Source organism: Geomicrobium sp. JSM 1781026, assembly GCF_041949955.1.
Taxonomy (GTDB): domain Bacteria; phylum Bacillota; class Bacilli; order Bacillales; family Marinococcaceae; genus Geomicrobium_A.
Map to the genome: position 1 here is coordinate 120387 of NZ_JBHFQF010000006.1, position 12243 is coordinate 132629.

General features: G+C 43.1%; 9 protein-coding genes and 3 pseudogenes. 10 read left to right on the forward strand and 2 right to left on the reverse strand.

Annotated elements, in window-relative coordinates; translation table 11 throughout:
- Positions 1 to 328 precede the first annotated feature (328 nt).
- Positions 329 to 1327, reverse strand: a pseudogene (locus ACE1TF_RS12355) (transposase); the annotation flags it as partial.
- Positions 1328 to 1487: 160 nt separating this feature from the next.
- Between ACE1TF_RS12355 and ACE1TF_RS12360 the strand changes: the two are divergent.
- Positions 1488 to 1955, forward strand: a pseudogene (locus tag ACE1TF_RS12360) (IS21 family transposase); the annotation flags it as partial.
- Between the two features lie 58 nt (positions 1956 to 2013).
- On the opposite strand, the gene ACE1TF_RS12365 reads toward ACE1TF_RS12360, so the two are convergent.
- Positions 2014 to 2736 carry a YetF domain-containing protein gene (locus ACE1TF_RS12365; protein ID WP_375017146.1) on the reverse strand — a complete coding sequence of 241 codons (723 nt, stop codon included), beginning with the start codon at positions 2734 to 2736 and terminating at the stop codon, positions 2014 to 2016.
- Positions 2737 to 2875: 139 nt separating this feature from the next.
- Between ACE1TF_RS12365 and ACE1TF_RS12370 the strand changes: the two genes are divergently transcribed.
- The 9 genes and pseudogenes from ACE1TF_RS12370 to ACE1TF_RS12410 all read left to right on the forward strand — a co-directional run bounded on the left by ACE1TF_RS12370 (position 2876) and on the right by ACE1TF_RS12410 (position 12185).
- The gene (locus ACE1TF_RS12370; protein ID WP_375017149.1) at positions 2876 to 4000 is read left to right on the forward strand and encodes a D-alanyl-D-alanine carboxypeptidase family protein; all 1125 of its coding nucleotides are present in this window, start codon (positions 2876 to 2878) and stop codon (positions 3998 to 4000) included.
- 4 nt (positions 4001 to 4004) lie between these two features.
- Positions 4005 to 4601, forward strand: a complete 597-nt coding sequence (locus ACE1TF_RS12375) for a nucleoside recognition domain-containing protein (protein WP_042427473.1) — start codon at positions 4005 to 4007, stop codon at positions 4599 to 4601.
- A 3-nt stretch (positions 4602 to 4604) separates the two neighbouring features.
- On the forward strand, positions 4605 to 5141 hold the full coding sequence (locus tag ACE1TF_RS12380; RefSeq protein ID WP_375017151.1) for a spore maturation protein: 537 nt from the start codon (positions 4605 to 4607) through the stop codon (positions 5139 to 5141).
- 150 nt (positions 5142 to 5291) lie between these two features.
- Positions 5292 to 6011, forward strand: a complete 720-nt coding sequence (locus tag ACE1TF_RS12385; protein ID WP_042397545.1) for a pseudouridine synthase — start codon at positions 5292 to 5294, stop codon at positions 6009 to 6011.
- 109 nt (positions 6012 to 6120) lie between these two features.
- Complete coding sequence (gene resB / locus ACE1TF_RS12390) at positions 6121 to 7764, forward strand: cytochrome c biogenesis protein ResB (RefSeq protein WP_375017454.1); 1644 nt, start codon at positions 6121 to 6123, stop codon at positions 7762 to 7764.
- A 44-nt stretch (positions 7765 to 7808) separates the two neighbouring features.
- Positions 7809 to 9014, forward strand: coding sequence for a c-type cytochrome biogenesis protein CcsB (gene ccsB, locus ACE1TF_RS12395; RefSeq protein WP_375017154.1), 1206 nt, complete (start codon positions 7809 to 7811; stop codon positions 9012 to 9014).
- 101 nt (positions 9015 to 9115) lie between these two features.
- Positions 9116 to 9838: a response regulator transcription factor gene (locus ACE1TF_RS12400; RefSeq protein ID WP_375017157.1), complete on the forward strand. Its 723-nt coding sequence runs from the start codon at positions 9116 to 9118 to the stop codon at positions 9836 to 9838.
- Positions 9835 to 11597 (forward strand): annotated as a pseudogene (locus ACE1TF_RS12405) (ATP-binding protein). The gene ACE1TF_RS12400 and the pseudogene ACE1TF_RS12405 overlap by 4 nt, the downstream one beginning before the upstream one ends.
- A 24-nt stretch (positions 11598 to 11621) precedes the next feature.
- Positions 11622 to 12185: a cob(I)yrinic acid a,c-diamide adenosyltransferase gene (locus ACE1TF_RS12410; protein ID WP_375017160.1), complete on the forward strand. Its 564-nt coding sequence runs from the start codon at positions 11622 to 11624 to the stop codon at positions 12183 to 12185.
- Positions 12186 to 12243 lie beyond the last annotated feature (58 nt).

Genomic DNA, 12243 nt, shown 5'->3' on the forward strand with positions numbered 1-12243 from the left:
TGTATTTGCTTTGATTAAGACTTATACTGACTACGAGGACACTTGTAGCTGGGTTACTAGTGTAGGCTATCAGGTCGCCGTAGCTGCTACTCACGTAATTTCTGTAGGAGTCTACTCATATCTTAGACGGGGTTTTAATCAGAGTAGAGAAATGTTCAAACGCCTAATAGCATTGCCCCACTTAGAGAAGAACCAAGTATAGGTTAATATCACCTTATGCTAAAAAATTATAATTTATTGGAGAGGAGTCTAAATGAATCAATTTCATAAGTCTTCCTCTTAAAAAAGCACAGATAAATCCAATTTGTATACGGTTGCTTTGAAAAATTTACGCGTGATGTTCGTTCATACGTTCCGTGAGTCGATCACAAGCGAGTTTTAAACCATTGTATAGAAGGTAGACGAGGTCGAAATACGCGTTCGCTCGCTTTCCTTTGCGGTAGCGAATATTGTTCAATTGAAAAAACTCTTTGAGGTAGCCAATCACACGTTCAACCACTGTTCGGCGATTGTAGATGATTTTCCAAGCTTTGGACCCTCTAGCTGGAGCGTTGTAACGACGTAAGTTTTGCTTGATGTTCACCTTGTACACCTTTTGACATAAGGAATCGCTGGCAAGTGGACATGTTGCACATTCTTTTGGACGTGTATATTTGAGCGTTTCATATCGAGGGTCGTAGCTGTCATACCGATACGAATGTTCTCGGACGCATGTCGGTGCGAAATGCTTTTCAAACCCGAAGGCCTCCGCTTCGTTGCACTTGTTATAAGCGATCACGGAACGGGATCCATTTTGGTAGACCTGTTGATAAATGGCTGGGCCATCATAACCGGCATCCATTGTATAATACGTCACATCAAGGTCTGGCAGTTGCTTTTTCACACCTTTGAGTAAAGCGATCGCTGCTTTTCCATCATTCAAGTTCCCCGAAGAGAACAACGATTGCCGGATGTACTGACTTTGGGCTCCGACGGCAAAGTGCCCTTTATAGCCAAACCAAAACACATTCTTGCCTTCACTGTTCTTCTTAATGCCCCACTTGGGATCCAGCGGGACTTCCGCCCGTAAGAAATCAACAGAGGCGTCCAGCTGATCTTCAATTTTCTTATCGTAGAGCGAAAGTGCCGCTTCTTTTTCTGCCTGCGCTTGACTCCAAGCTTCCGGGTCGGCTTTGGTTTTGCGGCCCTGTTTTGTAGGCGATTCCTTCATGTTCTCGGATTTCTCTTCATTTACGGGCGCTAAGTCTCGTGCTTTAAGGTGTGTGGCTTCAATGGCGACGGTGTCATCGGTAATGAACCCTTCCGTAAATGCTTGGACTAGCACATCGGATTGAACGGACGCCAGCGCCTAATTCCTGTAAACGCTAGAATAAAGTTAATACTTTCTGCTCGATAAGATTTTTACACTTTTGCTCAATCAATCCCCCTTTTAATAAATAGATGTTAAAGATATTTTACTGGAGGTCAGGGTTTTGGGGGAGAAGTTCGTGTTATATATTCGGATTCAGGAATTACATAAGAGAAAATTTAAAGTGGCACAATTCGCTAAAAAGCTTAAGATCTCAATACCGACGGTCTATAAGTATTCAGAAATGACATTCGTTGAAGCAAGGCCTATATTGAGAAGCCCTTGGAAATAAGAAAAAATTATACCATTATAAGGATGAGTACTCGAGTGGTTAGAAGAATATTCCCACCTAAGTAGTGCTCAAATCCATGATTGGCTTTTAGAGAGATATACAGGCTTAGTGGTAGGTGGAAGTGCGGTTCGAACTTATGTGAGGGGTATACGAGAAGTTTATCAAATCAAGAAAAAGGAAGGGTCAGTCACTATAAAGATGTCCCTGAACAACGCATGGACAAACAACTCCAGGTAGACTAGAGAAAAAAATCAAAGAAAGGTTAACAATAAGAAGATCAAACTCTACTTTATGGCCTTTGTGCTCGCTTACTCCCATTTATTATAGCATCAATAAGAATGCACATGTTACTCACTAAGATAACAAGGAACTGTTAATGATGAATAGACGTTCGGGTCAATTCCCCGTTTTGTGTCGTAATAACGACATTGCCATTTGTATGTATTTCCGCATAATAGACGTCCTTTAGTCGTTTAATGCCTCTGCGGGCGAGCAGCTCGAGCAAGTTTCGTTCGTTCATTGAAAAGCGCATCGCATTTTCATTTTCGAACTGACCATCTAAAATTAAAGGATATGAAATGTTTGATGGGTTGTTTGGAAGGTTCATGTCTTCTTTCGTCACAGGTTGCGCATATTCTTCTTTCATCACGCTCAGTTGACCGTTTGCTTCAATGATGGCGTATTGCACTTCTTGGAAGTAGAAAACATTTTTGTCACGAAGCATACAAATCACATTGTCGATGGAATATTGTATTGAGCGAATGTTATTTGGTAGAAACTTCCCATGAACCATCACGACTGTTGGGGCAAAGGTTACTTTCTTACCGAACTTCGGATAGCGAAGGGAAAGGTTTGTCCATATTTTCTGCAAAGCAGCGATGGCGATGATCGCAAAGACGGTATGGAAATGAGGAACGGAAGGGTCGGCTATATCAGCACCGGTAACGGAAGCGAGTGTAATGATAATCAAATAATCGAATACGGGAAGTTCACCGATGGATCGTTTGCCCATGAATAGCGTAATGATGAGAAGTAACGGCAAGATCGTAATAATTCGAGAAAGAACGATGATCGTTTCTGAAAATATGTTTTCCATCTCAAACTCCCTCTCTATAAAACGATGTCTATCCTATCGTTCCTTTTAATTGCATTTTCATTCTTCGTTCATACTTTGGCCAAGCCTGCATACATTTTCATTAACAGTAGCGGTCGTGAGGACGGCAGGAGGTCGTAACATGAAGCGTCGGTTATTCCAAGTGATTTTAGTTTGTGTAGGGATGTTGTTCGTGAGTGCAGAAGCGACAGCTGAACAAGCGGAAGAAGCCCCATTTTCAGTATCCGCGGAAGGGGCAATTCTTATTGAGGTTGAATCGGGTCGCGTGTTATACGAAAAGGATGCTGAAAGTGAAAAGCGGATTGCAAGTATTACAAAGATCATGACAGCGATGATTGCGGTAGAACAAGGAAACTTAGATGATGTCGTGACTGTATCAACGAATGCTGAAGGTACTGAAGGGTCGTCTTTGTACCTTCGTGCAGGGGAGAAAGTAACCCTTCGTGACTTGGTTTATGGGCTTATGTTAAGGTCTGGCAATGATAGCGCCGTTGCGATTGCTGAACATATCGGGGGAAGTGTCGAAGGATTCGTATATTTAATGAATGACCAAGTTAGAAGGCTCGGGTTACAGCACACAACGTTTGCAAACCCCCACGGTTTGGATGATCATGAAGAGCATTACTCAAGTGCTCATGATATGGCAATCATTATGCAAGCCGCCATGCAATCGGGCGAGTTTCGTGAAATATCAGGAACAGAGGTTCACCGAGCGCCGAACGAGAATGAGTCATGGGACCGTGTATGGAAAAACAAAAACCGGTTGTTAACTGAAAGATATGAATATAGTACGGGGGGAAAAACGGGTTTCACGAAACGCGCTCGTCGAACACTCGTTTCTTCAGCGGAAAAAGATGGAATGGAACTCATTGCGGTCACACTGAATGCCCCTTCTGATTGGGACGACCACATTCGGATGTTTGAATACGGTTTTGATACGTATCAAATGAAAACACTCGTAAAAGAAGGCCCATTAAGTCGGCAACATCAGCTTTCCGATGAATCGATGGATTATGAAGTGCACGACCAAATTGATTTTCCTCTGACAGATGAAGAGATACCTAGAGTTGTACCAAGAATTAAACCGATCGACGAAACGTCTGAAGACCCTCATGCTGCGGACATACGCTTCATGCTCGACGGTGAAGTCATTACCCAAGCGCCGCTTTTTAGACCGCTTGCAGAAGAGCCCGCTGCTTCTTGGTGGGATCGCTTGAAGTCGAGGATTCAACAGATGTTGAGGTGAGCAGATGATTAATTGGATATGGATGAGTATGTTGATCATAGGCCTAGTATTTGCGGTGTTCACGGGTAGGATGGAAGAAGTGAACGCGGCCGTTTTTGAAGGGGCAGAACAAGCGGTGACGCTCTGTTTTGGACTCATAAGCATCCTCGTATTTTGGCTTGGAATGATGCGGATTGCCGAAGAAGGTGGCTTGCTTTTATTTCTTTCAAAACGACTATCACCCGTCGTCGGTAAGCTTTTTCCTGAAGTGCCAAAAGATCATCCAGCGATGGGGTATATTTTGTCAAACATGACCGCCAATTTCTTTGGGTTAGGCAATGCAGCGACACCGATGGGCATTAAGGCGATGGAAGAACTAAAAAAGTTAAATGGAAACACGGACGAGGCAAGTCGTTCCATGATTACTTTTCTTGCAATTAATACGGCAAGCATTACGCTCATTCCTACGACAGTCATCGCCATTCGCATGACGTACGGTTCTGCAAACCCCGGTGAGATTATCGGTACGACCATTGCCGCAACCATTGTAGGTGCAACAAGTGCAATCCTTATTGACCGTTATTTTCATTGGCGTCGGACACGGCTAGGGAGGGTGAGGTAACAGATGTATATCCTTTCGGTCATTTCAATGTACCTTATCCCCGCTTTACTATTTACAATCCTTGTCGTGGCCATTTACAAAAAGGTGCCAGCATATGAAACATTCGTAGAAGGTGCTAAAGATGGCTTCCAACTTGCCATCTCCATCATTCCTCCTCTCGTCGGCATGTTAGTTGCCATCTCTGTGTTTCGAGCGTCAGGGGCATTAGATTTCTTGCTATCAGCCATCCAACCTGTGCTTGCATTCATTGGTGTCCCTGCAGATATTGTTCCGCTAGCGATTATGCGTCCATTATCAGGCACAGGAGCTTTAGGCATTATGAGCGATTTAATTCGTGTGCACGGCCCTGACTCTTTCATCGGTCGTTTAGCTTCCACGATGCAAGGAAGCACCGACACGACCCTCTATGTCATTACTGTTTATTTCGGTGCAGTCGGCATTAAGAAAATTGGTGATGCATTAAAAGTCGGTTTACTCGCTGATATTTGTGGACTATGTGCAGCAATTTTCTTCGTTATGCTCGTGTTTGGTAATATGTAATCGTCGCCGACCGCAGGGTCGGCTTTTTTTACGGAAGATTTGCACTGTTTCCCATTCAACGCCGTCGCTTGTGAAAACAAGAAATGAGGCGTATGATAAAATGGAACTTTAGCTTTAGTAAAGCAAGATTTTAGAACTTGGGGTGAAAAGATGGAACGCTTGCAAAAAGTAATCGCTCAAGCAGGCATCACATCAAGGCGAAAAGCCGAAACGTTAATTACGGAAGGTCGCGTAAAAGTAAACGGAGATGTGGTCAAAGAATTAGGAACAAAAGTATCTGCGAAAGCAGAAATAGAGGTAGATGGTGTGCTTATTACAAAAGAAGCGCCTGTTTATTATCTGCTCTATAAACCGAGAAAAGTAATATCAGCAGTAAGTGATGACAAAGACCGGCAAGTTGTGACCGATCTCATCAATGACGTCGAACAACGAATTTTTCCTGTCGGACGACTTGACTACGATACGTCTGGCATTCTTCTCTTAACTAACGATGGTGAATTCTCAAATTTAATGATGCACCCAAAAAGCAAAATCAAAAAAACGTATATTGCTAAAGTACAAGGGAAGCCTTCTAAAGATACGCTCAAAAAGCTAGCGTCTGGTGTGACGCTTGAGGACGGAAAAACATTACCAGCAAAAGCATCATTCAAGTCTGGAAATAAGCAAAACGACACGTCCATCATCGAGCTCGTCATTACGGAAGGAAGAAATCACCAAGTTAGACGTATGCTTGAAGCTGTCGGACATCCCGTTTTAAAGTTAAAGAGAGAGCACTATTCTTTTCTAACATTAGATAAGTTAAATCCCGGAGATTACCGACCTTTAAAACCATATGAAGTTGCCAGACTTCGTGAAATGGCTGTCACATAAACGTCATAAAAACTAGCGAAAAAAGGCGGTACGACAGGGTTTTTGTAGGTATAATATTCCTTGGGATATTCGCCATCTCGAGTCTGAACGAGGTGATTATTTGGAACAGGTGAAATGTGAATGCGGCCACACGAATCCATACGGTACAGAAGTATGTGCGTCGTGCGGTAAACCGCTTACAGGTGATAACAAGGAACTATTAAACATGCGGTATGAAGGTGCTGCCAGAAGGTCGCAAACGTATAACCGCTCAATGATTGACAAGATATGGAATTTCTTTTCTTCAGTAAAAGTAGGGATATCCATTATTGTCATTTTGCTGTTTGCGTCTGCGATCGGTACCATATTCCCACAAGAATTATTTATTCCACCAGGGGAAGATGCAGCAACGTTCTATTATGATGAATACGGTTGGGCAGGGGAGTTATATTACATACTCGGCTTCCACAACTTGTATGGATCATGGTGGTATATGCTGTTAATCGCCGCACTCGGTGTATCGATTTTAATTGCAAGTATTGATCGCTTTTTCCCATTATACAAGGCGCTTAAATCACAACGGGTAACCCGGCATCATAATTTTATGAAACGCCAAAGAGTATTTGGTACAAGCGCTGTAGAAGATGCGGATGAAACGATGAACAAGGCAAAAGGGCTTCTTAAGAAGAAGCGTTACAACATCTTCGAAGAAAATGGCAATATCCTAGCTGAAAAAAGCCGTTGGGCACGTTGGGGTCCTTATGTGAATCACATCGGTCTGATCATCTTTCTTGTCGGGGCAATGCTACGGTTCTTTCCAGGCATGTACATTGACGAAAACATGTGGGTGCGTGAAGGAGAGACGGTGCCAATTCCAGGAACTTCCAAAGAATACTACTTAGAGAACAAACAATTTGATTTGGAATTGTACGATGAAGCCGATGAGCGTTTTCAAGGTGTAATGGAAGGCTCGGATGCAGAACATATTGAGACGTTCCGAACGCACTCGTCACTCTATCTTGCACAAGAAGATACGACCGTAGGTGCTGAACGTGAGCTAGAACTTCTTTCTGAAGACGAGATTGAAGTGAATCAACCACTCTACTTTGATAATTACTCGATCTATCAATTGGATTACAAAATGAATGAGCTCAAAGCGATGACATTTGATGTTGAAGATCAAGAGAGTGGTGAAGCGGCAGGGACGTTTACGGTAGACTTGAATAACCCCGAAGACTATTATGAGCTCGACAACGGCGATCAAGTGTACATTTATGATTATTTTGCAAACTTCATGATTAATGATGAGGGCGTTCCGACAACCGAGAATAATGTGCCTGATAATCCGGCCTTTATTTTCCAAACAGAAAATGACGCTGGCGAAGAAGAGCTTACATTTATTCGCATTCAAAGGAACTTCGAAATTCGTGATGAAGATGATGATCCCCATCAGTATGCCTTTTCATTTGCAGGCATTGACACGAATCACGTCACTGGACTCAAAGTGCGAAAAGATTTAACGCTCCCGTTCTTAATTGTCGGAGGTTCTATTTTCTTAATTGGTTTAGTTCAAGGGTCTTATTGGCCGCACCGAAGAATTTGGCTCCAACGTGACGCTGATCAAAACATTATGATCGCAGCTCACACGAATAAAAACTGGGAGTCAATTAAAAAAGAAATTCGCGAACTCGCGCAAGAGACCGAACTTGAAGAACCACTCGATCAAACAGATAAAGAGTATGAAGAGGAATACGAGGAAAGAGATCGATTATAAAAGGCAGTGATTGACGATAAGGTCAATGACTAGGAGGTACCTGTATGAATTCATTAGCAGAGTTGAGTAGTAATCTGCTGTACATTGCGTTCGTTTTCTACCTTATCGCGACCATTTGTTATGCGGTTTCGGTCACAGGAAGAAAATTCCGCAATAAAGAAGGTGAATTTAAAAACAATCGCTGGGGTACATGGGGCTACATTGCGACAATTATTGCGGTTGTATTTGCCTTTAGTTACTTCTTTACACGCTGGGCTGCAGGTGGACATGCGCCTGTAAGTAACATGTTTGAATATACAGCGTTTCTAGCGATTTGCATTAGTTTGGCGTTTGTTATCATTAACGGCATTTACAAGTCTAACGTTCTCGGATTGTTCACCATTCCGATCGTTATGCTAATCATTGCGTATGCATCTGTATTTTCTACAGATATTGCGCCTCTAGTTCCGTCCTTACAATCAAACTGGCTTGCGTTGCACGTCATCACGACGGCCGTTGCTCAAGGAATTTTGGCTGTCAGCTTTGGTGCGGGTCTAGTATATCTCGTTCGTACGTTAGACCTTAGTGGCAAGAAGATGACGAAGCGAACGTTCGGTATAGAATTTATTATGTATACGTTGCTCTCAGCACTTGCTTTCGTCATTGTTACGAACGTGTTTGAAGCAGTTAACTATGAAGCCGAGTTTATGTATATTAACGAGTATGGAGAAGAAGCAGAGAAATTGTATGAGCTTCCTGCCATTGTGGGCCCTAACGAAGGGGTGCTCCTCACTGAAGATCGTATGTCACCACTTGTAAACATGCCAGACTGGATCATTAGTGAAGATTTAAACACTGTCATCTGGGCATTCGGTAGTGGTTTCGTGCTGTATTGGATCATTCGACTTATCGGTAAAAACCGTCGCATTAGTGCAATGCTGCAACCATTACTTAAAGGGGTTAAGCCGCAAACTGTGGACGAGTTAAGTTACCGAGCCATTGCCATTGGTTTTCCATTGTTCGCTCTTGGTGGACTCGCGTTTGCAATGATCTATGCACAAATTGCATGGACAAGGTTCTGGGGCTGGGATCCTAAAGAAGTGTGGGCGCTCATTACGTTCTTCTTCTATGCCGCGTACTTACATTTGCGGTTGTCTAGAAACTGGCACGGAGAACGTTCTGCTTGGCTCGCCGTTATCGGCTTTGCCATCATCATGTTTAACCTCATCTTTGTTAACCTCGTGATTGCAGGTTTGCACTCGTACGCGTAGAGGGAATCGGATGAGAAAAGAATCAAATGGAAGGGGCGTTCATATCGATCGTCCCTTTCTTGTATAACGTTTCTAACTGGATGTGTGAAGGAGGAAGTAACATGGACCATGAAGTAAAAATTCTAGTCGTAGATGACGAGGATCGCATTCGCAGGTTACTAAAGATGTATCTTGAAAGGGAGCATTACATCGTTGAAGAAGCAGAAAATGGAGAAATAGCTTTGCAACTTGCAAAAGAACAAGATTATGATCTAATATTGCTTGATTTAATGATGCCTGGCATGGATGGAATTGAAGTGTTGCAACAACTGCGTAAAGAAAAGGCGACGCCAGTAGCTATTCTTACCGCTAAGGGCGAAGAAGCTAACCGTGTGCAAGGGTTTGAGGAAGGAACGGATGATTATATCGTTAAGCCATTCAGCCCTAGAGAAGTCATTTTACGTGTGAAAGCACTACTGCGTAGAACGTCATCAACACGGTATTTACAAACGAACACACAAACGAAAAACATTCTTGCTTTTGATCATATTACGATTGACCACGATGCTCACCGGGTAAGTGTTCAAAATGAAGAAGTATCGCTCACTCCAAAAGAGTACGAGTTGTTGCATTATTTGGCAAGCTCACCTGACAAAGTATTTTCTAGAGAAAAGCTACTCAAAGACGTTTGGAAATATGAATTCTTTGGGGACCTTCGGACGGTGGATACCCATGTAAAGCGTCTTCGTGAGAAGCTCAACAGCATCTCGACAGAAGCGGGAGATATGATTACGACGGTTTGGGGAATCGGTTACAAATTTGAAAACGTGAAACAAAAGCAATGATTTGGAGGAGTATCGTCGGAAAACTGTGGATGACCATTCTCCTTCTTGTTACGGTCGTCCTAGGGATTTTAGGTATACTCCTTTATCAGTTTTTCGAAAACTTTCACCTCTCACAAATGGAAGATGGCTTAAGTAATCATGCTTCGTATATTGTTTCAACAATTGAGCAAGGCGAAGGCCAGCCCCAATCTTTTCGCTCAGTTAGGCAACTAGAGCGAACTCACGGAATGAAGATTGTCATTTTTAGGGATGAAGTGCCGTATTGGACAACGGATGCGACGCTTGCTGAAGGGCAGTACATCCCTCCGTTGTTTTTTCTAATCATGATAGTTTCCAGCCAGTTTTTGCTGGGGAAGATCGTGTCATTAGTCGCGTTTCCTACGAATCTCAATACAGTGGCGACCCATCAGAATACATCGTCGTCGGCGCCCCGGCATCTACAGAGTCTGAGAACTATTCCATTTTCTTATACAATTCGTTAGAGTTGATGCAGGAGTCGACCGATGAAACGAAACGATTAATTTTATTAGCAGCAGCGATTGGACTTGTGTTGACTACATTTTTTGCGTTTTTCCTTTCAAGTCGTGTAACGGCACCCTTGCGAAAAATGCGGCAAGTGACGTTAGAAGTTGCGAAAGGCAAGTTTGATACGTCTGTGCCAATGCTCACACACGATGAAATTGGTCAATTGGCAATTGCTTTTAATCGGATGCGTAGACAGTTAAATAATAATATTAATGCTCTCAATCAAGAAAAAGAGCAGCTTACGAGAATTCTCAGCAGTATGGCTGATGGGGTCATAACATTAAACCGTCGTGGGGATATGATGGTGACTAATCCGCCTGCGGAACGGTTTTTAGAAGCATTCATGTATGAAGATCACGACAAAACGACACGTTTGCCAGACCGTTTAGATGCGTTGTTTAAAAAAGTCGTTACTCAAGAGCAAGAGCAATGGGTAGAAGTGACCGTTCAAGGCAGAACGTATGCGTCTCTTATGACGCCTTTATATGATCAATCTCACGTACGCGGAGTTGTGCTCGTCATTCGTGATATGACAGAAGAGCGTCAACACGATAAACTGCGCAAAGACTTTATTGCCAACGTTTCTCACGAACTGCGCACACCCATATCAATGCTTCAAGGGTATAGCGAGGCGTTAATGGACGGTGTGGCTGAAACAGACAAAGAGAAAGATGAAATCACTCAGATTATTTACGATGAATCCTTGCGAATGGGTCGACTCGTTAATGAACTATTGGATATTGCTCGAATGGAATCTGGGCATATAACGTTGGAGAAACAAGACATTGAAGTTGTCGAATTGGCGAGAAAAGTGATGGTTAAGTTCAATAAAATGGCTGAGGAAGCAAAAGTGACATTGCGATTTGTCTCTCCTGACCCACCCATCCACTTGAACGCTGATCCCGATCGACTAGAACAAGTGTTAACAAACCTTCTCTCAAATGCGGTGAGACATACAGCCGAAGGCGGAGAAATCGTCTGTAAGATTACGGATGTAGACAGCGCGGTTAGATTTGAAGTGATTGATACGGGTAGCGGTATTCCTGAAAGCGACCTTCCGTTCGTATTTGAACGCTTTTACAAAGCAGATAAAGCGAGAACGAGAGGCAACGCTGGAACGGGGTTAGGTCTAGCGATTGTGAAAAATATTGTGGATGGTCACGGTGGCGATATTGTCGTACAAAGTAAAGAAGGAAAAGGGACGACGTTTACGATGACGCTATACAAGCCATAAGTGACCAAAGGAGGTCAATAATCGATGCGAATTTACACACGAGGCGGAGACGAAGGCAAAACAAGTGTAATCGGTGGACGTCGAAAAAAGCACGACCAACGAATCGTCGCTTATGGGAGCATTGATGAAGTGAACAGCTTTGTTGCGAGGGCACGCCACTCCGTTGCAAAAAAGAGTGAATTTCATAAGCTAGAGAGCGAACTCCTCGTCATTCAACACGAACTTTTTGATTGTGGAAGTGACCTTGCAACGGTGAAGGACGACCCGACATATAAAGTAACAGAAAGAAATGCCGCTCAATTAGAAGAGTGGATTGACCATTGGACGAGTCTTTCCCCTAAAATTGAACGATTTATTTTACCTGGAGGCAGTGAAGCGTCTGCGGATTTACACGTTTGCAGAACGGAAACGAGGAGAGCAGAACGTGAAGTGGCTGCACTTGCTGACATTGAAACGATTCATATGCCCGTACTTGCTTATATGAATCGACTGTCAGATTATTTCTTTACGGTTGCCAGATTCGTTAATCATTCACTCGATGTTGCCGATATTCCATATGAGAGAAGTGCAATCGTGTTTAAAGACTAATGATTCATGCCTACGCTGCATATACATCACTGTTGAAGAGTGTGTTGTAGAGGAGCTG